This is a genomic window from Nocardioides zhouii (assembly GCF_004137345.1).
GTDB lineage: Bacteria > Actinomycetota > Actinomycetes > Propionibacteriales > Nocardioidaceae > Nocardioides > Nocardioides zhouii.
Genome location: NZ_SDWV01000005.1, coordinates 211,914 through 234,116, shown reverse-complemented (window position 1 = coordinate 234,116; position 22,203 = coordinate 211,914). Strand labels below are relative to the sequence as shown.

The following is a 22,203-nucleotide window of genomic DNA, read 5'->3' as shown; positions in this document are numbered from 1 at the left end:
CTGGCCGTGCGTGACCAACCCGAGCAGCAGGCCCCACCGGTGCAGCGCCTCCGCGTGCGCTACGCCAAGCGCGGACGGCTCCGCTTCACCAGCCACCGCGACTTCAGCCGGGCCTTCGAGCGCGCCGTCTTCCGTGCGCGGGTCCCCATGGCGTACTCCTCGGGCTTCAACCCGCACCCGCGCATCTCGTACGCCGGCGCGGCACCGACGGGCTCGGCGAGCGAGGCGGAGTACCTCGAGCTGGCCCTGGCCCAGGTCGTCGTGCCCGCCGACGTCCACGCGATGCTCGACGAGGCGCTGCCCCCCGGCCTGGACGTCCTCGACGTGGTGGAGTCGCCCGGCGGCTCGCTCTCCGACCTGCTCGAGGGCAGCCGCTGGCGCATCGTCCTGGCCGTCGGCCGCGAGGTCGCCGAGGACGCCGTCGCGCGCTTCCTCGCCGCCGACGAGGCGCTGGTCGAGCGGATGACGAAGAAGGGCATGCGCGAGTTCGACGCCCGGGGAGCCGTGGTCGCCCTCGCGCTCGTCGCGCCGGTCGAGGGCGACGAGGGGCGTACGACGCTCGACGTCGTGCTGCGACACGGCACGCCGGCCGTACGACCCGACGACGTCCTCCGGGGCCTGGCCACGGTGGCCGGGCTCGACGCGGGCGAGGCGCCGCTGATGACCCGGCTCGAGCAGGGGCCGCTCCTCGCGTCCGGCGAGGTCGGCGACCCGCTGGCACCTCGTACATAGGGCCCGGGGTCGGGGCGTGTGCGATACTCGCAGCGTTCGACACCCCGGCGAAAGGTCGGGATCCGTCGAGCCGACGACGTTCTCGCCGGCCACACCCTGAACCTGGGGCTGGGTCGGCACCCCGGAAGGGTGGACGTCACCGGACCGCGACGCGGCCACAGGAATCGGTGAGAGCGATTCCCACGGTGGCCCGGCGACCGCGGCAGGTGACAGACAGCATCCGGAGACGCGCACGCGGAGGATGTCGCCGCCACTGAAGCTTTGCGTCCCCGGGATCGTCATCCCGCTGGGCGCCCGTATCGGCACCGCGATTGGTGCCCGAGGAGCACCACATGCTCGATGACCAGCCCGAGCGCACCGAAGCCGGCACCGGTTCCGCCCCTGATGCAGGGTCCGACGCAGGCACCGCCTCCGCACCGCCCGTCGTGACCCGACGCACCCGCAAGTCCCCCGCGAAGAAGGCCGCCCCGGCGCCCGACGCGACTCCTGACGCGGTCGCTGACGCGGTCGCACCCGAGGCGCCGTCCAAGAAGGCCGCCGCCCGCAAGGCCCCCGCCAAGAAGGCCGCCGCCAAGCGCGCGCCGGCCAAGAAGGCCACCGAGGCCACCGAGGCCGCTGAGCCGTCCGCGGAGTCGGCCCCGGCCGAGGACGCTCCCGCGGCGAAGACGACGACCCGGCGCAGGTCGGCCGCCAAGGCGCCGGCGAGGAAGACCGCCGCGAAGCGCGCCCCCGCCGCCGACTCCGCTGCCGAGACCGACACCGACACGGACGCGGCCCCCGAGGCGGGCGGCCACGCCGTCCTGTTCCAGGCTCCCGTCGCCACGACCACGCGTCGTACGCGCAGGACGGCCGCGCCCGCCCCCGTCGAGGAGGTCGCCGACGAGGAGGCCACCGAGGCCGAGGACGAGGTCGCCGAGACCGAGGTCACCGAGGACGAGGCCGCCGCCGAGCGCCCGACCCGGTCGCGTGCGAAGAAGGCCGCCGGCTCGAGGTCCCGCACCAGGAAGGCAGCCGCCCCGTCGGACGACGAGGCCGCCGAGATCTCCGCCGAGACGCCTGCCGAGACCACCGAGGACGACGCCGACGAGGACACCTCGACCCAGACCCGCGACGGCCAGGGCGACGACGAGTCCGGTGACGACGAGGGCGGCACCGCCGCTCGCCGGCGCCGCCGCCGCGGCGGACGCCGCCGGCGCAAGGGCTCCGACGGCAGCGGTGACGCGTCCGGCGAGGGCGACGGCGACGAGCAGGGCTCCGACGCGGACTCCTCCGACGACGCGTCGGCCGAGTCCGGCTCGGCCGGCGACGACTCCGGCTCCAGTGACGGATCCGCAGACTCGGACTCGGACTCGGGGGAGGGCACCTCGCGCCGCCGTCGCCGCCGCCGTCGCTCCGGGGACGACGGCGGGTCGGACGACGACGCGCCCAACACCGTCACCCGGGTCCGCAAGACCCGGTCCGCCGAGGACCAGATCACCGCCGTCGCGGGCTCCACCCGCCTCGAGGCCAAGAAGCAGCGCCGCCGCGAGGGTCGTGAGGCCGGTCGCCGCCGCGCTCCGATCGTCAGCGAGGCCGAGTTCCTTGCCCGCCGCGAGTCGGTCGAGCGGGTCATGGTGATCCGCCAGCGTAAGGACCTCACCCAGATCGCGGTCCTCGAGGACAAGGTGCTCGTCGAGCACTACGTCGCCCGTGAGTCGCAGACCTCGCTGATCGGCAACGTCTACCTCGGTCGCGTCCAGAACGTGCTGCCGTCGATGGAGGCCGCCTTCATCGACATCGGCAAGGGTCGCAACGCGGTCCTCTACGCCGGCGAGGTCAACTGGGCGGCACTCGGCCACAAGGAGGGCCAGGCCCGCAAGGTCGAGTCCGTGCTGTCCAGCGGCCAGATGATCCTGGTGCAGGTCACCAAGGACCCGATCGGCCAGAAGGGGGCCCGGCTCACCAGCCAGGTCAGCCTGGCCGGTCGCTTCCTCGTCTACGTGCCCGACGGCACCACCTCGGGGATCTCGCGCAAGCTGCCCGACACCGAGCGCAACCGCCTCAAGACGCTCCTCAAGGAGATCGTCCCCGACACCGCCGGCGTCATCGTGCGCACCGCGGCCGAGGGTGCCAGCGAGGAGGAGCTGACGCGCGACGTCGAGCGCCTCAAGTCGCGCTGGGAGGACATCGAGAAGAAGGCCGGCAACAAGGGCTCAGGCCCGCAGCTCCTCTACGGGGAGCCCGACCTCACGCTCAAGGTGGTCCGCGACCTCTTCACCGAGGACTTCGCCAAGCTCGTCATCGAGGGCGAGGACGCCTGGAACACCGTGCGCGACTACGTCGAGTCGGTGGCCCCGGACCTGACCGAGCGGGTCCAGCGCTTCGAGCGCCGCGAGACCGGCGGCGACGTGTTCTCGACCTACCGGATCGACGAGCAGATCCACAAGGGCCTGGACCGCAAGGTCTGGCTGCCCTCGGGCGGCTCGCTCGTCATCGACCGCACCGAGGCGATGACCGTCGTCGACGTCAACACCGGCAAGTTCACCGGCTCCGGGGGCAACCTCGAGGAGACCGTCACCAAGAACAACCTGGAGGCGGCCGAGGAGATCGTGCGCCAGCTCCGGCTGCGCGACATCGGCGGCATCATCGTCGTCGACTTCATCGACATGGTGCTGGAGTCCAACCGCGACCTCGTCGTACGCCGGCTCGTCGAGTGCCTCGGCCGCGACCGCACCCGCCACCAGGTCGCCGAGGTCACCTCGCTCGGCCTGGTGCAGATGACGCGCAAGCGGATCGGCACCGGCCTGCTGGAGTCCTTCAGCGAGAACTGCGAGCACTGCCAGGGTCGCGGCGTGGTCATCCAGGACCAGCCCGTCGACCCCGACGCCACGCCCGACGAGGGTGAGAGCCGTCGCACGGGTCGCCGCCGCGGCAAGCGCGGTGCCAGCGACGACAACGGCACCTCGAACGGTACCTCGAACGGCAATGGTGGCCACGCCCCGTCGCCGAAGGACGTCGCGGCCATGGCCCGCCACGAGAGGGCCGCCGAGGCCGAGGCAGAGGTCGACCTTGACGCCGGCTCCGACGACCCGGTGACCGAGGCCCACCCCCACGTTCCTGCCGACGCTCCGACCGACGCACCCGCCGAGGTCGTCGTCGAGCCCGAGCCGATCGTCGAGCCCGAGCCGGTCATCGAGCCGGTCGTCGAGCCCGAGGCGGCACCCGCCGAGGACGAGAAGCCGCGCGTCGTGACGCGTACGCGTCGTCGGTCGGCCAGCCGCCCCGCCGGCCCGCCGGCCCTGCCCGCAACGTCGACGACCGGTGCCGCCGGCACCGTGCCCGAGACCGGCGTGGTCGAGCCCGGCACCGTCGGTGTCGAGCCCGGTGAGCCCGGCGACGTGGCCTCGTCCGAGGCGCCGACGGTGGAGCACGTGCCGATCAAGAAGAAGGGCTCGCGCAAACGCTGAGGCGTCGTTTTGCGGGGTCCCCACCCGATCCCGTAGTCTTGACTCTCGGTGTGAGACACACCGATCCCTGCGCGCCCGCCCCGCGGCCGTACCTCGCCGAAGTTCTTGGCGCCATGTCATGTGGTGAGGGCGTGCGCAGGCCCGAAGATTTCACCAGTAGTCCTGATCGAGGAGAGTGACTCGCCGTGTACGCGATCGTGCGCAGTGGCAGCAAGCAGCAGAAGGTTGCCGTGGGCGACGTCATCGAGATCGACGCGATGGCCGCCGCCGGTGACACCCTCACCCTGCCCGTGGTGATGGTCGTCGACGGTGACACCGTCACCGCGACCGGCCTGGACAAGGCCAGCGTGACCGTCGAGGTCACCGGCCGCACCAAGGGCCCGAAGATCATCATCCAGAAGTACAAGAACAAGACCGGCTACAAGAAGCGCCAGGGTCACCGCCAGAAGTACACCCAGGTCAAGGTCACCGACATCTCCCTCTGAGCACACCTCCCCGGGTTTCCACCCGAGGTCGACGCTCACCGCATTCACTCGCGAAGGACTGAACAATGGCTCACAAGAAGGGTGCCGCGAGCACCAAGAACGGTCGCGACTCCAACTCGCAGCGCCTCGGCGTGAAGCGGTTCGGCGGTCAGGTCGTCCTCGCCGGCGAGATCATCGTCCGCCAGCGCGGCACGCACTTCCACCCGGGCACCGGCGTGGGCCGCGGTGGCGACGACACCCTCTTCGCCCTGCAGGCCGGAGCCGTGGAGTTCGGCACCCGCCGCGGTCGCAAGGTCGTCAACATCGTCCCGGGCGAGTGACGTCCCCGCGATACTGAACAACTTCTGCGAAGGGCGTCCCTGTCTGGGGCGCCCTTCGTGCTTTCCCCCACGCGTAGCACCCCTGAGCAGCACCCCGAAGGAATCTGATGGCCATCCCCACGTTCGTCGACCAGGTCACGCTGCACCTCGCAGCCGGACGAGGTGGCAACGGTGTGGCCTCGGTCAAGCGCGAGAAGTTCAAGCCGCTCGGTGGCCCCGACGGTGGCAACGGCGGCCAGGGTGGGTCGATCATCCTCGAGGTCGACACGAGCGTCACGACGCTCGTCGACTACCACCACAGCCCGTCGCGCAGGGCCGACAACGGTGGCCAGGGCGCCGGTGACCACAAGAACGGCGGCAACGGCAAGGACCTGACGCTGGTCGTCCCCGACGGCACCATCGTCACCGATGTGCAGGGCAACGTGCTGGCCGACCTCATCGGCCAGGGCACGACGCTCGTGATCGCCGCCGGTGGGCGCGGTGGCCTCGGCAACGCCGCCCTCGCCTCGTCGAAGCGCAAGGCCCCCGGGTTCGCCCTGCTGGGGGAGCCCGGCGACGAGCTCGACGTACGCCTCGAGCTCAAGGTCGTCGCCGACATCGGCCTGGTCGGCTTCCCGAGCGCCGGCAAGTCCTCGGTGATCGCGGCGATCTCGCGGGCCCGGCCCAAGATCGCCGACTACCCCTTCACCACCCTCATCCCCAACCTCGGCGTCGTCACCGCCGGCGAGACCACCTTCGTGGTCGCCGACGTGCCCGGCCTCATCGAGGGGGCTGCGGAGGGCCGGGGTCTCGGCCACGACTTCCTGCGCCACATCGAGCGCTGCTCCGCGCTGGTCCACGTCGTCGACACCGCGTCGATCGAGCCGGGCCGCAACCCGCTCGACGACCTCGACGTGATCGAGGGCGAGCTCGCCCGCTACGGCGGGCTGGAGGACCGGCCGCGGCTGGTCGCGCTCAACAAGATCGACGTGCCCGACGGCCAGGACATCGCCGACATGGTGGTCGAGGAGCTGCGCGGTCGTGGCCTGCGGGTCTTCGAGGTCAGTGCCGCGTCCGGTGCGGGCCTGCGCGAGCTGACGTTCGCGATGGCCGAGATCGTGATCGAGTCCCGCAAGGATGCGGCCGTCGTCGAGCCCCAGCGGATCGTGCTGCGGCCCCAGGCCGTCGACCACCGTGGGGACTTCGAGGTCGTCGCGACCGACGACGGATGGCGGGTGCGCGGCGCCAAGCCCGAGCGCTGGGTGCGCCAGACCGACTTCAGCAACGAGGAGGCCGTCGGCTTCCTCGCCGACCGCCTCAACCGCATGGGCGTCGAGCTCAAGCTCGCCAAGATGGGTGCCCAGGAGGGCGACACCGTCCTCATCGGGTCGGAGGACAACTCCGTGGTGTTCGACTTCAAGCCCAGCATCGAGGCCGGTGCCGAGATGCTCGGCCGCCGCGGCGAGGACGAGCGGCTCCGCGAGGACCGTCCGGCCCGCGACCGCCGTCGCGACATCGCCGAGGCGATGGAGACCAAGGCCGAGGAGGAGGCCCGCGCCGACGTGGCCCGCCGCCTCGACGAGGAGCGCCCGAAGAAGGGCCCCAACAAGAGCTCGGGCAGCTCGGGCGTCGGCCCGATGTCCTACGAGATCGGCAGCAAGGACGACCCCGACTGGGACGGCAGTGACGACGACTGACCGCTCGGCCCTCGTGGGTCGCGCGCGTCGCATCGTCGTCAAGGTCGGCTCGTCCTCGCTGACCACCGCCGCCGGCGGCATCGACCCGGCGCGCGTACGCCGTCTCGTCGAGGTGCTCGCCACCTCCCGCAGCGCCGGCGCGGAGGTCGTCCTGGTCTCGTCCGGTGCCATCGCCGCCGGGCTGGCGCCGCTCGGCCTGAGCAAGCGCCCCAGCTCGCTGGCGACGCAGCAGGCGGCGGCCTCGGTCGGGCAGGGCCTGCTGGCCCACCGCTACCAGGAGGAGTTCGCCCGCCACGACATCGTGACGGGGCAGGTGCTGCTCACCGTCGACGACGTGACGCGTCGCGCCCACTACCGCAATGCCCACCAGACCTTCGCCAAGCTGCTCGAGCTCGGGGTCGTGCCCATCGTCAACGAGAACGACACCGTCGCCACCTCCGAGATCCGCTTCGGCGACAACGACCGGCTGGCCGCGCTGGTGGCCCACCTCGTCCACGCCGACCTGCTGGTGCTGCTCTCCGACGTCGACGGTCTCTATGACGGACCGCCGAGCCGCGACGGCGCGCGCCTGGTGCCGGTCGTGCGCTCGGAGGCGGACCTCGCTGCGCTGACCATCGGCTCGGGCGGGTCGTCCGGGGTCGGCACCGGCGGGATGACCACCAAGGTGGATGCCGCACGGATCGCCACCGGCGCCGGGATCGACGTCGTGCTCACCTCGGCCGACCAGGCCGCCGCCGCGCTCGCGGGCGAGGAGGTCGGCACGCTCTTCGAGGCCACCGGCAAGCGTCGCCCGACCCGCCTGCTGTGGCTGGCCCACGCGACGTCGGGCCTGGGCACGCTGACCCTCGACGCGGGTGCCGTGCGCGCCGTGGTCGAGCGGCGGGCCTCACTCCTCGCGGCCGGGATCACGGGCGTGGCCGGCAGCTTCGTGGCCGGCGACGCGGTCGACGTGCTCGACCCGTCGGGCCAGCTCGTCGCCCGCGGACTCGTGAACTTCGACGCCGACGAGCTCCCGGCCCTCCTCGGGCGCTCGACCAGCGAGCTCAAGGTCGCCCTCGGGGCGGCGTACGAGCGCGAGGTCATCCACCGCGACGACCTGGTGCTCCTCTAGCTCCTGAAGACCCGGAGCGTCGGGACGTACGCCGCCAACGACGCGATCTCGGCCGCCGTACGCGCCGACATGGCCGTGGCCCCACGCCTCACGGCGCGTCGCGTGTCCTTGGAGTAGACGGCGGTCCCCACGCGGGCCACGACCGTCGTCGAGACCATGATCCGACCGTCGCGGAGGCGCAGGTTGCTGCCGATCTCGCGGCCCAGCCAGGCCTCGTCTGCACCGGGCACCGTGACCTCGACGATGGACCACTCGTAGTGCTCACCGGTGTGCCCGAGGGAGTCGCCGTTCGCGCAGGTGGCCGCCTGGCGTCGCCACGCGCGGATCGCCCGCGCGGCGCGGTGCCGGTCGGCGTAGATGCCGAGTGACTCGCTGCGACTCGCGCGGCGCTTCGTCTCGATGCGCCCGCGGAAGTCGGTCGTTGCGGGTGGGCGGAGCCGCGCGCCCGTCTCGAGGCAGAAGTCGAACAGCGGCTGCCTCGACGCGTCGTCACTGTCGCGCCAGGTCCACTGGTGGGGCAGCCCGATGTCGTCGCCGATGGCCGTCGGTGGGCCTGCGGCGGGCCGTCGCGTCGGGGTGGCAGTCGGGGTGCTGCCCGCAGTGGTGAATGTCGTCCGGTCGGGCGCGGGCGTGGTCCCGGCACCGTCGGTCGCGCACGCGCTGACCAGTGCCAGTGCCGCCAGCGCGGCGAGACGTACGGCTGCTCCCATACCGGTGAGATGCCCGGAACGCCCCGCAGGTTGCTCAGCCCTCCGACAAGGCCTCGTCGAGCTCGTCCATCGTGCTGGTGAAGGCGCCGACCAGGTCGACGTCGTAGGCGTTCGCGAGGGTCAGCACGCTCCAGAGGCAGTCGGCGAGCTCGTGGGCGAGCGCCTCGTCGAGGTCGTCGCGCGGGCGTACGCCGGCCTTGCCCTGCACCAGCTTGGCGAGGTCGCCGACGTCGCCGAGGAAGCCGAGCATGATCTCCTCGGTCGTCCACGACCGTCCGTAGGTCGAGGCCTCGACCTCGGCGTAGCGCGTCCTGATCTCGCGGGCCCGTTCCTGCATCTGCTCGAACTCCATGCGCCCAGCCTGCCCCATCTGCCCAGCCTGCCCGAAGAGGCTCAGTCGAACGACCGCGGCAGTTCCAGCGCGGCGGCGAGCCGGTCGGCGTACGGCGCGCGCTCCTCCGGCGGTGCCCAGCGGGTCTCCCGGTGGCGCTCGTAGAGCCGGTCGTCGACGCGGCGGGGGAAGACGTGCACGTGGAGGTGCCACACGTCCTGGTTGCCCGCCGGCTCGTTGTGCTGGCGAGTGGAGATGCCCGCGCAGTCGTAGGCGGAGCGCATCGCCACCGCGACCCGTTGCGTCAGGTCCCAGACGGCGTGGCCGGCGTCCGCCGGGATGTCGTAGAGGTTCTCGTGATGGGCCCGGGGGATGACCAGCACGGCGCCCGGGTTCGCCGGCCACCACTTGGGTGCGACCCGGGCATAGGCGAGGTCGGTGACGCCCACGACGTCGCCGGGCTGGTTGTGCTCGTTGTGGATGCCCCGCTGCAGGCGGCAGAACGGGCAGTCGTACCCGGCGGGCTCGTGGGTGTGCACGGCCCCACCCTGCCACCGGCGCTAGCGTCGCCCCATGACCGAGGAGCGGGAGCCGCTGCACCGCACGCCCGAGGAGGTCGCGGAGGACGAGGAGTTCTTCGGGCGCTACGGACCGTGGGAGCCGATGGACCCACCGGCGCTGGCCGACTTCATGGCCGGCTTCACCCGACCGTGGTGGATCGTCGGCGGGTGGTCGATCGAGGCGTACACGGGTGTGCTGCGCGAGCACGAGGACGTCGACCTCACGCTGCTGGCCTGCGACCTCGACGCCTTCCGGGCGCACGTGGGCGACGCGTGGCACCTCTGGAGCAACCACGGCGGCACGCTGCGCCCCTTCAGCGACCGGTTCCCCGAGGTGCTCGACGTGAGCAGCCAGGTGTGGATCAGGCGGAGCGCGACGGACCCGTGGGTCATCGACCTGCCCATCACGCCCGACCGGGACGGCCTCTGGACCAGCAAGCGCGATCCCGACCACGTTGCGCCGCTCGCGGACGTGACCTGGGTCGCGGACGACGGGATCCGCTACCTGCGCCCGGAGATCACGCTGCTCTACAAGGCGGTGCTGCACCGGCCCAAGGACGACCGCGACCTGGCCGTCACGTGGCCGCTGCTCGACGCGGGTGCGCGCGACTGGCTGCGCGAGGCGGTGACGCGGCTCTACCCGGGCCACGCGTGGCTGGACCGGATGACCTGAGTCAGGCCGAGCGCGCCCAGGCGAGGGCCTGGCGGCTGAGCTCGGAGGTCGACACACCGAGCTCTCGGCGTACGACCTCCTCGGCGCCACCCGCGCCGCTCGCGAAGGTGCGCACGAGGTCCCAGATCGCGTCCTCGCCGCGGGTCGACGCGACGTAGTCGCAGACCAGTGCCGCCAGCGCGTAGTTCACTCCCTGGTTGCGCTCGTAGAAGGCCCGCGAGTCCTCCAGGGCCCTCGGAGCCACGCCCACGAGCCGCTGGGCCGCCATGAGACGGCGCTGGTCGACGGGGTACGGCGACAGGGCGACGTACTGCGCGACCCCCTCGACCAACCAGACCGGTGACCAGGCGTCGGACGAACCCAGGGCGACGTGCACCAGCTCGTGGCGGAAGACGACGCTGCGCGAGAGGACGTCGCCCACGACCGTCGGGTTCACGATGAACCGGTAGGCAGCCACCCGCCCGCCCACTCGTGACAGCACCGGGAACGCGACCCCGGCGGTCTCGTCCACGGTCATCTCCGTCATCCGCGACATCGCCGTGACGTCCGACCCGCCGTACACGACGAAGCTCCCCGTCCACTGCGGGAGGTGCTCGCGTACGACCGTCGCGGCAGCGGCGAGGTCGCGCATCACGTAGTCGGCATGGTCGACCGTGTCCTCGTCGAAGATCCCCAGGATCTGCTCGGTCCTCCGGACCTCGATGTGCGCGACGTCCCAGGGAGCCGGGATCCAGCGGGTCATCGCGTCGACCTCGGCGCTGTGGTCGTTGGCGAGCGCCACCTCGCCGTCGCGACGGACGAACGTCCACACCATCACTTGCGTCACCGGCCGGGCGTCGAAGCCGCTGAGACGCATGGTGAAGTCGATCGGCAGCTGGAGGTCGCCGTCCCTGACGACCTCGGACATGACGTCCTCGTCGCCGAGCTCGAAGGACACGTCCGTGACGGGAAGAAGGGCCAGGTTGTCGAACCATCGTGCCTGGGTGGCGGAGAAGCCCAGGTCGTCGGCATCGACCGTCGACAGGAAGGCATCGCGATCGCCGTCCTGGAGCGCCCGCTCGCGGGCGTCGACGAGGTCGAGCGCCGCTTCGCGGAGTGACTCGTCCGTGCCCGCGGCAGGTGCCGGGCGTTGGCGGAGCGTGACGGGTGACGATTCCTGGTCGGTCGCGGCGTCGCCCTCGCAGCCGGTGAGCGGGAGCAGTAGCACCAGGGCGAGGCAGGGGAGCCAGGCCCGGGATGCACGCATGCGGCGGAGCCTAAGCGTGTTCGTGGTCACGCGGAGTGAGTTCGCGGGGGACGCCCCGTACGCTTGGCAGGTCATGACCCAGCAGCTCGTCTACCTCGACCACGCCGCGACCACGCCCATGCTGCCGGTCGCCGTCGAGGCGATGACCCGGCAGCTCGCCGGGGTGGGCAACGCGAGCTCGTTGCACGCGTCGGGCCGCGGTGCGCGACGCATCGTGGAGGAGTCGCGCGAGACGATCGCCGGTGCGATCGGCGCGCTGCCCGGCGACGTCGTCTTCACCTCCGGGGGCACCGAGTCCGACAATCTCGCGGTCAAGGGCATCTTCTGGGCCCGCCGCGACGAGGACCGGCGCCGCACGCGCATCCTCTCGACCTCCATCGAGCACCACGCCGTGCTCGACCCGCTCGACTGGCTGCGGACCTACGACCACGCCGACGTGGAGCTGCTCCCGGTGACGGCCCAGGGTGTCCTGGACGTCGAGGCGCTGCGCGAGTCGATCTCTCGCGACCCGGCCTCGGTGGGCCTGGTGTCGGTGATGTGGGCCAACAACGAGGTCGGCTCGCTGCAGCCGCTCGACGAGGTCGTCGCCCTCGCCCGCGAGCACCGGATCCCGGTGCACACCGACGCCGTGCAGGCGCTCGGCCAGGTGCCGGTGGACTTCGCGGACTCAGGTGTCGACGCACTGACCTTCACCGGCCACAAGGTCGGCGGCCCCTACGGCGTCGGCGCGCTCGTCGTACGCCGCGACCTGCCCGTGAGCGCCCTGGTGCACGGCGGCGGCCAGGAGCGGGACATCCGCAGCGGCACCCTCGACGTGCCCGCGATCGCCGGACTGGCCGCGGCCGTCGAGGCGTCGGTCAAGGCCCAGCACGAGCACGCCGTCCGGATCGCCGAGCTGCGTGACGACCTGGTGCGAAGAGTCACCGAGGTCGTGCCCGATGCCCACCTCCACGGAGCGCCGCAGGGCCCCGGACGACTCCCCGGCAACGCGCACCTCGGCTTCCCGGGCTGCGAGGGCGACTCGCTCCTGATGCTGCTCGACGCCCGCGGCATCGAGTGCTCCACCGGGTCCGCGTGCTCCGCCGGCGTGCCCCAGCCCTCCCACGTCCTGCTCGCGATGGGCTGCGACGACCAGCAGGCCCGCCACTCGTTGCGCTTCTCGCTCGGCCACACCACCACGCCGGCCGACATCGACGCCCTCGTCGCGGCCATCGGCCCCGTCGTCGAGCGCGCCCGGGCCGCCAGGGCGCGCTGAGGAGTGGGATGAAGGTCGTCGCCGCCATGTCCGGCGGGGTGGACTCCGCCGTGGCCGCGGCCCGAGCCGCCGAGGCCGGCCACGAGGTCACGGGCGTGCACCTCGCGCTGAGCCGCAACCCGGCGTCGTACCGCTCCGGCGCCCGCGGCTGCTGCACCATCGAGGACAGCAACGATGCGCGCCGGGCCGCCGACATCATCGGGATCCCGTTCTACGTCTGGGACCTGTCCGAGCGCTTCCACGAGGACGTCGTGGAGGACTTCATGGACGAGTACGCAGCCGGACGTACGCCCAACCCCTGCCTGCGCTGCAACGAGAAGATCAAGTTCGCGGCGGTGCTCGACCGGGCGCTGGCGCTGGGCTTCGACGCGGTCGCGACCGGCCACTACGCGCAGCTGCGCAGCGGTCCCGACGGGCTGATCGAGATGCACCGCGCGACCGACCACGGCAAGGACCAGTCCTACGTCCTCGGCGTCCTCGACCAGCAGCAGCTGCGGCACTCGATGTTCCCGCTGGGCGACACCGACAAGCCGGCCGTACGTCGAGAGGCCGAGGCCCGCGGCCTGCTGGTCGCCGACAAGCCCGACTCCCACGACATCTGCTTCGTCGCCGACGGCGACAACGCCGGGTGGCTGCGCGAGAAGCTCGGCGACCGCGCCCCCAACCACGGCGGCGACATCGTCGACGCGACCACCGGCGAGACGGTCGGCAGCCACACCGGCACGTACGGCTTCACCATCGGGCAGCGGCGCGGGCTGCGCCTCGGCACCCCGGCCCCGGACGGCAAGCCCCGCTTCGTGCTCGACATCGAGCCCGTCAGCGGGACGGTCACCGTCGGCCCGCGCGAGCGGCTCGCGGTCGACCGGATCGCCGGCATCCGGCCCCGCTGGTGCGGCACCGTCCCCGAGCGGGTGGACGGCACCGTGCAGCTGCGCGCCCACGGCGCCGAGCACCGCGCGTCGGTCGTGGTCGCGGGCGACCGGGTCTCGATCGACCTGCTCGACCCGGCCGAGGGCATCGCCCCGGGCCAGGCGGCCGTGATCTACGACGGCACTCGCGTCGTGGGGTCCGCCACCATCGAGTCCACCCGCCCGGTCGCCGCGCGATGAGCCTCGCCACGGGCGTCGGATCGATGCCCGGCACCACCAACGCCGCCTACGCCGAGGCCGTACGCCTCGTCCTCGGCGAGCTCCCCGACCTCCCGCACGTTCCGGAGCTGCCCGGTCGCGGCGTGATCGCCGCGATGACGGGCCGCGGTCTCGCGCTGGCCGACGGCCTCGCCGCCGACCTGCAGCCCGCCGGGTGGCGGTTGACCGGTGCGAGCGGGGTCGACCACCGGCGTGCGGTCTCGCTGCTGGCCCAGGACCTCGACACCGTCGAGGAGCTGGCCCAGGGCGTCGTGGGTGCCTTCAAGACCCAGGTCACCGGGCCGTGGACGCTCGCGGCCACGGTCGAGAAGCCTCGTGGCGACAAGCTGCTGAGCGACCACGGCGCCCGCCGCGAGCTCGCGCAGGCGCTGGCCGAGGGCGTCCGGATCCACCTGGCCGACCTGCGCCGACGGGTCAGCGGCGTCGAGCGGTGGATCGTGCAGATCGACGAGCCGGCCCTCGCTGCCGTCGCGAACGCGCAGGTGCCGACGGCCAGCGGCTTCGGCCGGCACCGCCGTGTCGACGCGCCGGAGCTGTCGGCCCACCTGGAGTGGATGGTCGCCGCGATCGCCGACTCGGGAGCCGAGGCGTGGGTGCACTCGTGCGCGCCGCAGATCCCGTGGGGGCTGGTCGCCGGCACCGGAGTGGCCGGCCTGTCCGCCGACCTCGACATGCTCGGCCCCGGTGACCTCGACGTCTTCGCCGAGGCGCTGGAGGCAGGCCGGACCGCGGCCCTTGGCGTGGTCCCCTCCGCCGACCCGGCCACCCCGCCCTCCGACGCGCGCCTCACCGAGCGCGTACAGCGCTGGTTCGACATGCTCGGCCTGGACCCGGAGACGGCGGGGGAGCACCTCGTGGTCACCCCGACCTGTGGGCTGGCCGGCGCGACCCCGGCGTGGGCGGCGCGCGCTGTACGCCTCTCGGCGACGGTCGCGCGCAACCTCTGACAGCTGGCCGCTCAGCCCTCGCGGGACGGCACGTGCGCGCCCAGCACCTCGAGCACGGACTCGATCGCGACCGTGTGCCAGCGCGCGGCACCGGTGAGCATGTAGTGGCCGAGTGCGCCCATGTCCTGCAGCTCGGCGCTGTCCGCCACGGCCGCGGCGCGGGCGACGTAGCGGGTCGTCTCGCGGAACGAGGTGATGCGGTCGCGACGCCCGTGGGCCGCGCGCAGCGTCCGGCCCGCGAGGGTGCGCACCGGGTCGTCGGCCGACCACCACGGGGCCAGTCCGACCACGCCGACGACCGAGGGGTCGTCGGCGACGTGCACGGCGACGCGGGCACCCATCGAGTGTCCGAGCAGCACCAGGGGGACGTCACCGTGGACCTCGCGCAACCGGTCGAGCGCCCACCGGGCGTCGGCCACCCGGTCGGTGCCGCCGTTCCAGCCGCGCTCGCGGTAGCGGACCAGCCACACACCGATGCCGACCTCGTGCGCCCGCTGCGCGATCTCGCGCTGCAGCCACAGGGCACGGCGCCACGAGGCGCTGCGCCCGTCGACGGACTGCGCCGACCGGGGCTTGCCGCCGTGGAGCACGAGGACCATCGCCCGCGGGCGGCCCGGGGCGTCGTACGTCGTCAGGTGCGGTTCGGTCACGACTCTCCTTCGGAGTGGGGCCGGTGGGCGGATGGGCGGAGCGGATGGGCCGGAGCGGGACGAGGGAGGACCTCCGTCGCCGGAGATCCTCCCTCGCCCGTGGTGGTGCGATCGATCAGTGCGCGACGACGCCCTCGGGCCCGTCGGTCGCGAGCTCCTCGTGCTTGACGTCGAGGAAGATCCAGATCACCACGGAGGCCGCGAGCATCAGGATCGAGCCGACCAGGAAGGCGTTGGTCGAGCCCTCCGTGAAGATCTGCTGCTGTGCGATCTCGGCAAACGCCTTGGCCTGCTCGGCCGACGGCTGAGGACCGTTCGCCGCGGCTGCGGCGAACTCCTTGCCCCGGTCGGTGAAGGTCTGCGTCGCGACGGTCGCCAGCACGGCGAGGCCGAGCGCGCCGCCGACCTGCTGCGCCGTGTTGAGCACGCCCGACCCGATGCCGGACTCCTCCGAGCGCAGGTGGTGGACCGCCGTCAGGGTCACCGGCACGAAGGTGAGGCCCATGCCGAAGGCCATCATGATGATGAACGGCATGATGTCGGTGACGTAGGTCCCGGTCAGGTCGCTCGGGGGGAACGACGTGTCGTAGGGCAGCCGCGAGAAGCCGAACAGGGCGCCGGCCGCGATCAGGGTGCCCACGCCGGAGATGTAGCGCGGGTCGATCCGGTTGACCAGGTTGGACGCCAGCCCGGCTCCGACGACGATGCCGACGGTGAACGGCAGGAACGCGACGCCGGCCTTGAGCGGGCTGTAGCCCATGACGTTCTGGATGTACTGGCTGAGGAAGTAGAACATCGCGAACATCGCGGCCGGGGCGAGGAACATCGCCACGAAGCTCGATGCGCGAGTGCGGTTGGTGAAGATGCGGAACGGCAGGAGCGGGTGCTCGACGCGGCTCTCGATGAAGCCGAAGACGACCAGCAGTGCCACGCCGGCGACGAGGCTCGCGACCGTGTAGGTGTCGCCCCAGCCCTCGGTGCCGGCCCGGGACAGGCCGTACACGACGCCGAGCAGGCCGAGGGTGCCGGTGACGGCGCCGGGCAGGTCCAGCTCGCCCGGGTGGGACTCCGACTCGTTGAGGAAGCGCGGGGCCAGGAACGCGGCGGCGAGACCGATCGGGACGTTGATCAGGAAGGTGAAGCGCCAGCCGTCGACCACGATGCCGAAGATCTCCGGCGAGGTGCCGGTGAGCCAGCCACCGAGGATCAGGCCGACGGCTGCGCCGGCGCCCGACATGGCGGCGTACACCGCGAACGCCCGGTTGCGGGCGGGACCTGCGGGGAACGTCGTGGTGATGAGCGCGAGCGCTGCCGGGGAGGCGAGCGCGGCACCGAGGCCCTGCAGGCCACGGGCGGCGAGCAGGAGCGGCTCATTGGTAGCGAAGCCGCCCAGGAGGGAGGCGATGGCGAAGATCGCGAGGCCGGCCATGAACACCTTGCGGCGGCCGTAGAGGTCACCGAGGCGGCCACCGAGCAGCAGCAGGCTGCCGAAGGCGAGCGCGTAGCCCGTGACGATCCAGGGGAGGTTGGCGTTGCTGATCTCCAGGTCGATCTGGATGTAGGGGAGCGCGATGTTGGCGATGGTCGCGTCGAGCACGACCATCAGCTGTGCGATCGAGATCAGGACGAGCGCCCAGGTCAGGTTGAGCTCGCGCTGGGGCGGCGACACCGCCCCGGACGACGAGGTGGTGCTGGTGGTGTCGGTCATGGGATTCCTTCGGGAGCGGACGAGCACGAGTGGATCAGAGGGGTCCGACAGTGGGTCGGGCCATGGCTGTGAGTGGCGGTGAGGGTGGTCAGGAACAGGGGCCGTGGAGGGCGGCGGGGAGGATGACCTCGTCGAGCACGCGCCCGACGAGCTCGGGGGTCACGGTGTCGCCGAGGAGGAACGCGCGGTGCAGGACGATCCCGGCCAGTGCGGGCGCCAGGACCGAGAGGTCGATGTCGGGGTGGACCTCGCCACGCTCGCGGGCCCGCTCGTAGATCGCGCGGGAGGAGGCGACCTTGGGGCCGATGAAGTCGCGCCGGTAGACCTCGGCGAACTCCGGGTCGCGGCCCATGGCGGTGACGACGGCGGACAGCACCGACTGCGCCAGCGGGTCGTTGAGCCCTCCGTTGCCGCCGCAGTAGGCCTCGAGGAGGTCGCCGCGGAGCGTTCCGGTGTCGGGCACGACGGACTCGCCCTTGTGGGCCATGATCGCGGCCACGACGAGCTCGGGCTTGCCCTTCCACCGGCGGTAGAGCGTGGCCTTGGACGCCTTCGCACGGCTGGCGACGGCGTCCATCGTGAGCAGGTCGTAGCCGACCTCGTCGAGGACCTGCAGGGTCGCCTCGAAGATCTCCAGCTCGCGCTCGCCCTCCACGCGGGGGCGGGTGCCGGTCTCGGTCGGGGTCACAGGGTCTCCGGTCGCGGGTGGTGCGGAGTGACGGTCGTCACGATGAAACGAAACGGTTTCGTTTCCACAACTGGAGCGTAGGCAGATCTATTCCGATGGAACAAATCAGTTTCATCCGGTCCAGACCGCCACGCGTACGAGGGTGCGACGGGTGTCGGAGGCGACCGGCAGACTGTGCGCATGACGACGCCCGATCTGGCGACCGCCCGGGAGCGCCACGCGGCGCTCAGCGAGGAGGTCGACGACGCCCGCTGGCGCTACTACGTGCTCGACGACCCGACGCTGTCCGACGCCGACTTCGACGTCCGGTTGCGTGAGCTCGAGGCACTGGAGGAGGCCTACCCGGAGCTCCGTACGCCCGACTCGCCCACCCAGAAGGTCGGTGGGGCCGTCTCCACCGACTTCACCGCCGTCGACCACCTCCAGCGGATGGAGTCGCTCGACAACGCCTTCACCACCGACGAGCTCGCCGCCTGGCACGCCCGGATCCTGCGCGAGGGCATCGACGCGCCTGCCCTCCTGTGCGAGCTCAAGGTCGACGGCCTCGCGATCAACCTCCTCTACGAGCAGGGTCGCCTGGTCCGGGCGCTGACCCGCGGCGACGGGCGCACGGGCGAGGACGTCACGCCCAACGTCAAGACGATCGCGTCGGTGCCCCACCGGCTGTCCGGCACCGACGAGTTCCCGGTGCCCGCCCTCGTCGAGGTGCGCGGGGAGGTCTTCCTGCCCGCCGCGGCCTTCGAGCGGCTCAACGCGTCGATGGTCGACGCCGGCAAGGCGATGTTCGCCAACCCGCGCAACGCGGCTGCCGGCTCGCTCCGGCAGAAGGACCCGAAGGTGACCGCCACGCGCGACCTCGGGATGGTCTGCCACGGCATCGGCGCCCGCGAGGGGTTCGAGCCGACCACGCAGAGCGGGGCGTACGACGCCCTGGCCGCGTGGGGGCTGCCGGTCTCCGAGCAGGTCCGGGTGGTGCCGAGCCTCGCGGCGGTCGAGGAGCGGATCGCGCACGTCGGCGAGCACCGCCACACGATCGTCGGCTACGAGATCGACGGCCTGGTCGTCAAGGTCGACGACGTGTCGCTCCAGCGACGACTGGGCTCCACGAGCCGGGCGCCGCGCTGGGCGATCGCGTTCAAGTACCCGCCCGAGGAGGTCAACACCCTCCTGCGGTCGATCGAGGTCAACGTCGGCCGCACCGGCCGGGTGACGCCGTACGGCGTGATGGAGCCGACGAAGGTCGCGGGCTCGACCGTCGAGAACGCCACCCTGCACAACGCCCACGAGGTGAAGCGCAAGGACGTCCGCCCGGGCGACACGGTCATCCTGCGCAAGGCCGGCGACGTGATCCCCGAGATCCTCGGGCCCGTGCTGGCCCTGCGGCCGAAGGGGCTCAAGCCGTGGAAGATGCCGACGAAGTGCCCCGCCTGCGCGACCCCGCTCGCCCAGCAGAAGGAGGGCGACAAGGACCTCCGCTGCCCCAACCACGAGCGCTGCCCGGCCCAGGTGCGCGAGCGCGTGTTCCACGTCGCCGGTCGCGGTGCCTTCGACATCGAGGGGCTCGGCTACGAGGCGGCCGTCGCGCTCCTCGACGCGGACGTGCTGGACAACGGAAGGGGAGTGGCCAACGAGGGCGCCCTGTTCGACCTCGACGAGGCGGCCCTGGTCAGGGCACCGCTGTTCACCCGCGCGCCCAAGAAGGGGGAACCACCCACCCAACAACTATCGGCGAACGGCGTGCGACTGCTGGCCAACCTCCACGAGCGCAAGGCCGCGGTGCCGCTCTGGCGGGTGCTGGTCGCCCTCTCGATCCGCCACGTCGGGCCGACGGCGGCCCGCGCGCTGGCGACCGAGTTCGGGTCGATGACCGCGGTGCGGGAGGCGTCCGAGGAGTCGCTGGCCGGCACCGAGGGCGTCGGTCCCACGATCGCCGCCTCCGTACGGGAGTGGTTCGACGGGCCCGAGTCGGCGTGGCACACCGCGATCGTCGACGCCTGGGCCGCGGCCGGTGTGGCGATGGCCGACGAGCGGGACGCGTCGATCACCCGGACGCTCGAGGGCCTGACGGTCGTCGTCACGGGCGGCCTGCAGGCGTACACCCGTGACTCGGTCAAGGAGGCGATCATCAGCCGCGGCGGCAAGGCGTCGGGTTCGGTGTCGAAGAAGACCGACTACGTCGTGGTGGGTGAGAACGCCGGCTCCAAGGCCGACAAGGCCGAGCAGCTGGGTGTGCGCGTGCTCGACGAGGAGCAGTTCACGCTGCTGCTGGAGCGAGGTCCCGACGCCCTGTCCTGATCGGGTGTGGGAGGCGCAGGATGGGGCAGAAGATGCGGAACGACTAATTCCTTGGGAGTCAGCATGCGCCTCACCCGTTCACTCGTCCCGGTGCTCATCGCCGCGGCCGGGCTCGCCGCTCCGCTCGCGCTGGCGCCGACCGCGCAGGCCGCAGCCGTCACCTGCGGCGGCCTGAAGGCCACCATCGTCGGCAACGACAAGGGCAACACGATCACCGGTACGCCGAAGCGCGACGTGATCGCGGCCCGCGGCGGCACCGACACGATTCGCGGGTTGGCAGGCAACGACGTGCTCTGCGGCGGAGAGGGCGCCGACACCATCGTCGGCGGTGAGGGCGACGACCGCCTCTACGGCGAGAGCGACCTGCTCAGGATCGACGTCTACGGCCGGATCCTGAAGAGGGGGGACACGATCTCCGGAGGCGTGGGCAACGACGTCATCGACCTCGGCTACGACCCGCGCCCGGCAACGGACGGCACCGCGGTCGAGCTCGACGGCGTGTCCTACTTCGCCGCACCGGCGCCGGTCGTCGTGGACTTCCGCTCCAGCCGCACCGTCCCGATCGCCGCCGAAGGCAGCGACACCGTGACCGGCTACGACGGCGGGATCCGGGTGATCGGCTCGCCGCTCGGCGACACGATCAAGGGCACCAACTCGCGCGACGTGATCGCCGCGCGCGGCGGTGACGACACGATCTTCGGCCGCGGGGGCGACGACGCCGTGTCGGCCGACGCGCCCGGCACGATCGGCAACGACCGGATCTACGGCGATGCGGGCGACGACCAGGTCTTCGGCTCGATCGGCGTCGACACGTTCGTCGGCGGCAGCGGCAGCGACATCCTCTCGTCGACCTCGGAGAGCCACCAGGTCATCCGCGGGGGCAGCGGCGTCGACACGATCACCTTCCCGATCCCGGTGGAGTCCGGCTTCGTGGCGAAGGGCTACGGCGGGCAGGACAAGCTCCGCATCGTCGCCAACTCCAACCCTGCCCTGAAGCCGACCCTGCGGATCGACCAGCTCAGGAAGACCACCATCCGCGACCTCCAGCCGTTCACGCTCGAGGGGAAGATCACCGGCTTCAGCGACGTGATCCTCCCGGCCCGTGCGCTGTCGATCTTCAAGGGCAGCAACGACTCCGAGATCGTCACCGCCGATCCCGACTACCGCGTGATGATCTACGGCCGCGGTGGCGCGGACGTGATGACCGGCTCCGACGAGCCCGACCGCCTCGACGGCGGGGGCGGCTTCGACATCGCCCGCGGTCGCGGCGGCAACGACACGTGCAAGGCCGCGGAGAAGCGCTCGAGCTGCTGAGGTCGGGCGGGGCACCTGCCATCCTGTGCCGGTGCGGACCCGGCTGATCGTCACGGCGCTGCTGATCCTGGCGTGGGGCTCGACCTTCACCTCGATCAAGATCGCGCTGGAGGGCTGTCCGCCACTGGTGCTGGCCGCGACGCGCTGCCTCATCGGCGGTGCGCTGCTCGTCCTCGTCGCGCTCGCGGCCGGGCGGCGACCGGGCCTCCGGGGGAACCTCGGGCCGTACGCCGTGCTGGCGCTGCTCAACGTCGTCGGCTTCTTCGGCCTCCAGGTGCTGGCGATCGACCACCTCGACTCGGGCTACGCGTCGCTGCTGCTCTACCTCCAGCCGGTGATCACCGTGCTGCTCGCGCGGCCGCTCCTGGGTGATCCCCTGGGGCCGGTCCGCGTGCTGGGTGCGCTGACCGCCTTCGCCGGGGTCGCGGTGGTCTCCCTGCGCCACGAGGGCGAGGTGTCGACGTACGGCATCGTGCTCGCGGTGGCGACCGCGCTCAGCTGGTCGCTGGGGACGATCGCGGTCCAGCGGACGGCGTCGCGCGTCGAGCCGCTGTGGGCGGTGGCGCTCCCGCTCCTCGGCGGTGGCGTCGTGCTTGCCGCGGCGGCGGCCGTGACTGGTGGCACGGACGGCCTCGACCTCACGCCGCGCGTCGGCGGCGCGATCGCCTGGACGACCCTCGTGGGCACCGCGCTCGCGTGGCTGCTCTGGATGCACCTCGTGACGACGGGGGAGGTGGGTCGCGTGGCGGTCAGCATCTTCCTGGTGCCCGTCGTTGCCGTCGTCCTCGGCTGGCTGCTGCTCGACGAGCAGCTGGGCTGGCCGCTGGTCGCCGGCACCGTGCTCGTCTGTGCGGGTGTCTTCGCCGTCAACCGCTGGCCGGGACGTCGCGACGTACGCGCCACCTAGT

The 22,203-nt window shown here is 72.2% G+C and carries 20 protein-coding genes; 13 read left to right on the top strand and 7 right to left on the bottom strand.

Annotation, left to right across the window (positions count from 1 at the left end; all coding sequences use genetic code 11):
• The first annotated feature begins 6 nt into the window (after window positions 1–6).
• The 6 genes from EUA94_RS07205 (at window position 7) to proB (ending at window position 7,770) form a co-directional block, all read left to right on the top strand.
• On the top strand, window positions 7–732 hold the full coding sequence (locus EUA94_RS07205) for a TIGR03936 family radical SAM-associated protein (RefSeq protein ID WP_129426114.1): 726 nt from the start codon (window positions 7–9) through the stop codon (window positions 730–732).
• A 332-nt stretch (window positions 733–1,064) separates the two neighbouring features.
• Window positions 1,065–4,178: an Rne/Rng family ribonuclease gene (locus tag EUA94_RS07200; protein ID WP_129426112.1), complete on the top strand. Its 3,114-nt coding sequence runs from the start codon at window positions 1,065–1,067 to the stop codon at window positions 4,176–4,178.
• A 185-nt stretch (window positions 4,179–4,363) separates the two neighbouring features.
• Window positions 4,364–4,663 (top strand): 50S ribosomal protein L21, encoded by a 300-nt coding sequence (gene rplU, locus EUA94_RS07195; protein ID WP_129426110.1) that lies wholly within the window; start codon window positions 4,364–4,366, stop codon window positions 4,661–4,663.
• 65 nt (window positions 4,664–4,728) lie between these two features.
• Window positions 4,729–4,983, top strand: a complete 255-nt coding sequence (rpmA, locus tag EUA94_RS07190; protein WP_129426108.1) for a 50S ribosomal protein L27 — start codon at window positions 4,729–4,731, stop codon at window positions 4,981–4,983.
• Between the two features lie 107 nt (window positions 4,984–5,090).
• Window positions 5,091–6,659 (top strand): GTPase ObgE, encoded by a 1,569-nt coding sequence (gene obgE, locus EUA94_RS07185; protein ID WP_207210439.1) that lies wholly within the window; start codon window positions 5,091–5,093, stop codon window positions 6,657–6,659.
• Window positions 6,646–7,770, top strand: a complete 1,125-nt coding sequence (gene proB / locus EUA94_RS07180) for a glutamate 5-kinase (RefSeq protein ID WP_129426107.1) — start codon at window positions 6,646–6,648, stop codon at window positions 7,768–7,770. Before obgE ends, proB begins: the two co-directional genes overlap by 14 nt.
• On the opposite strand, the gene EUA94_RS07175 is transcribed toward proB, so the two are convergent.
• Genes EUA94_RS07175 through EUA94_RS07165 form a run of 3 tightly spaced genes read right to left on the bottom strand, consistent with a single transcriptional unit; the run spans window position 7,767 to window position 9,350 of the window.
• Window positions 7,767–8,480, bottom strand: a complete 714-nt coding sequence (locus EUA94_RS07175; RefSeq protein WP_129426105.1) for a hypothetical protein — start codon at window positions 8,478–8,480, stop codon at window positions 7,767–7,769. The two genes, proB and EUA94_RS07175, sit on opposite strands and share 4 nt — an antisense overlap.
• A gap of 34 nt (window positions 8,481–8,514) precedes the next feature.
• Window positions 8,515–8,832, bottom strand: coding sequence for a MazG nucleotide pyrophosphohydrolase domain-containing protein (locus EUA94_RS07170; RefSeq protein WP_207210438.1), 318 nt, complete (start codon window positions 8,830–8,832; stop codon window positions 8,515–8,517).
• 41 nt (window positions 8,833–8,873) lie between these two features.
• Window positions 8,874–9,350 (bottom strand): HIT family protein, encoded by a 477-nt coding sequence (locus EUA94_RS07165; protein WP_129426103.1) that lies wholly within the window; start codon window positions 9,348–9,350, stop codon window positions 8,874–8,876.
• Between the two features lie 34 nt (window positions 9,351–9,384).
• On the opposite strand from EUA94_RS07165, the gene EUA94_RS07160 reads away from it, so the two are divergent.
• A complete protein-coding gene (locus tag EUA94_RS07160; protein ID WP_129426101.1) occupies window positions 9,385–10,044 on the top strand; it encodes a nucleotidyltransferase domain-containing protein in 660 nt (219 codons plus the stop codon).
• Window position 10,045: 1 nt separating this feature from the next.
• Here EUA94_RS07160 and EUA94_RS07155 read toward each other — a convergent pair whose 3' ends face one another.
• Window positions 10,046–11,290 carry a gluzincin family metallopeptidase gene (locus tag EUA94_RS07155; RefSeq protein WP_129426099.1) on the bottom strand — a complete coding sequence of 415 codons (1,245 nt, stop codon included), beginning with the start codon at window positions 11,288–11,290 and terminating at the stop codon, window positions 10,046–10,048.
• Between the two features lie 73 nt (window positions 11,291–11,363).
• Here EUA94_RS07155 and EUA94_RS07150 point away from each other — a divergent pair, with 73 nt between their 5' ends.
• From EUA94_RS07150 to EUA94_RS07140, 3 genes are read left to right on the top strand one after another with little or no spacing between them, the layout of a single operon-like run.
• Window positions 11,364–12,545: a cysteine desulfurase family protein gene (locus EUA94_RS07150; protein WP_129426097.1), complete on the top strand. Its 1,182-nt coding sequence runs from the start codon at window positions 11,364–11,366 to the stop codon at window positions 12,543–12,545.
• Window positions 12,546–12,553: 8 nt separating this feature from the next.
• Window positions 12,554–13,654, top strand: coding sequence for a tRNA 2-thiouridine(34) synthase MnmA (gene mnmA, locus EUA94_RS07145; protein WP_129426095.1), 1,101 nt, complete (start codon window positions 12,554–12,556; stop codon window positions 13,652–13,654).
• Window positions 13,651–14,640 (top strand): uroporphyrinogen decarboxylase/cobalamine-independent methonine synthase family protein, encoded by a 990-nt coding sequence (locus EUA94_RS07140; protein ID WP_129426093.1) that lies wholly within the window; start codon window positions 13,651–13,653, stop codon window positions 14,638–14,640. The genes mnmA and EUA94_RS07140 overlap by 4 nt, the downstream gene beginning before the upstream one ends.
• A gap of 11 nt (window positions 14,641–14,651) precedes the next feature.
• On the opposite strand, the gene EUA94_RS07135 is transcribed toward EUA94_RS07140, so the two are convergent.
• From EUA94_RS07135 to EUA94_RS07125, 3 genes are all read right to left on the bottom strand, one after another.
• The gene (locus EUA94_RS07135) at window positions 14,652–15,290 is read right to left on the bottom strand and encodes an alpha/beta fold hydrolase (protein WP_207210437.1); all 639 of its coding nucleotides are present in this window, start codon (window positions 15,288–15,290) and stop codon (window positions 14,652–14,654) included.
• 115 nt (window positions 15,291–15,405) lie between these two features.
• Window positions 15,406–16,998 (bottom strand): MFS transporter, encoded by a 1,593-nt coding sequence (locus tag EUA94_RS07130; protein WP_129426092.1) that lies wholly within the window; start codon window positions 16,996–16,998, stop codon window positions 15,406–15,408.
• 88 nt (window positions 16,999–17,086) lie between these two features.
• On the bottom strand, window positions 17,087–17,686 hold the full coding sequence (locus tag EUA94_RS07125) for a TetR/AcrR family transcriptional regulator (RefSeq protein WP_129426090.1): 600 nt from the start codon (window positions 17,684–17,686) through the stop codon (window positions 17,087–17,089).
• A gap of 180 nt (window positions 17,687–17,866) precedes the next feature.
• On the opposite strand from EUA94_RS07125, the gene ligA reads away from it, so the two are divergent.
• From ligA to EUA94_RS07110, 3 genes are all read left to right on the top strand, one after another.
• A complete protein-coding gene (gene ligA, locus EUA94_RS07120; protein ID WP_129426088.1) occupies window positions 17,867–19,981 on the top strand; it encodes an NAD-dependent DNA ligase LigA in 2,115 nt (704 codons plus the stop codon).
• A gap of 63 nt (window positions 19,982–20,044) precedes the next feature.
• Window positions 20,045–21,295 (top strand): calcium-binding protein, encoded by a 1,251-nt coding sequence (locus EUA94_RS07115; RefSeq protein WP_129426086.1) that lies wholly within the window; start codon window positions 20,045–20,047, stop codon window positions 21,293–21,295.
• Between the two features lie 31 nt (window positions 21,296–21,326).
• Complete coding sequence (locus EUA94_RS07110; RefSeq protein WP_165356827.1) at window positions 21,327–22,202, top strand: DMT family transporter; 876 nt, start codon at window positions 21,327–21,329, stop codon at window positions 22,200–22,202.
• The last annotated feature ends 1 nt before the right edge of the window (window position 22,203 follow it).

What these genes read in the sequence shown, in the direction of transcription:
- EUA94_RS07200 (WP_129426112.1), top strand. Translation starts at nt 1,065, where the DNA reads ATGCTCGATGACCAGCCCGAGCGCACCGAAGCCGGCACCGGTTCCGCC.
- rpmA (WP_129426108.1), top strand. Translation starts at nt 4,729, where the DNA reads ATGGCTCACAAGAAGGGTGCCGCGAGCACCAAGAACGGTCGCGACTCC.
- obgE (WP_207210439.1), top strand. Translation starts at nt 5,091, where the DNA reads ATGGCCATCCCCACGTTCGTCGACCAGGTCACGCTGCACCTCGCAGCC.
- EUA94_RS07175 (WP_129426105.1), bottom strand. Translation starts at nt 8,480, where the DNA reads ATGGGAGCAGCCGTACGTCTCGCCGCGCTGGCGGCACTGGCACTGGTC.
- EUA94_RS07170 (WP_207210438.1), bottom strand. Translation starts at nt 8,832, where the DNA reads ATGGAGTTCGAGCAGATGCAGGAACGGGCCCGCGAGATCAGGACGCGC.
- EUA94_RS07160 (WP_129426101.1), top strand. Translation starts at nt 9,385, where the DNA reads ATGACCGAGGAGCGGGAGCCGCTGCACCGCACGCCCGAGGAGGTCGCG.
- EUA94_RS07155 (WP_129426099.1), bottom strand. Translation starts at nt 11,290, where the DNA reads ATGCGTGCATCCCGGGCCTGGCTCCCCTGCCTCGCCCTGGTGCTACTG.
- EUA94_RS07150 (WP_129426097.1), top strand. Translation starts at nt 11,364, where the DNA reads ATGACCCAGCAGCTCGTCTACCTCGACCACGCCGCGACCACGCCCATG.
- mnmA (WP_129426095.1), top strand. Translation starts at nt 12,554, where the DNA reads ATGAAGGTCGTCGCCGCCATGTCCGGCGGGGTGGACTCCGCCGTGGCC.
- EUA94_RS07140 (WP_129426093.1), top strand. Translation starts at nt 13,651, where the DNA reads ATGAGCCTCGCCACGGGCGTCGGATCGATGCCCGGCACCACCAACGCC.
- EUA94_RS07130 (WP_129426092.1), bottom strand. Translation starts at nt 16,998, where the DNA reads ATGACCGACACCACCAGCACCACCTCGTCGTCCGGGGCGGTGTCGCCG.
- ligA (WP_129426088.1), top strand. Translation starts at nt 17,867, where the DNA reads ATGACGACGCCCGATCTGGCGACCGCCCGGGAGCGCCACGCGGCGCTC.
- EUA94_RS07115 (WP_129426086.1), top strand. Translation starts at nt 20,045, where the DNA reads ATGCGCCTCACCCGTTCACTCGTCCCGGTGCTCATCGCCGCGGCCGGG.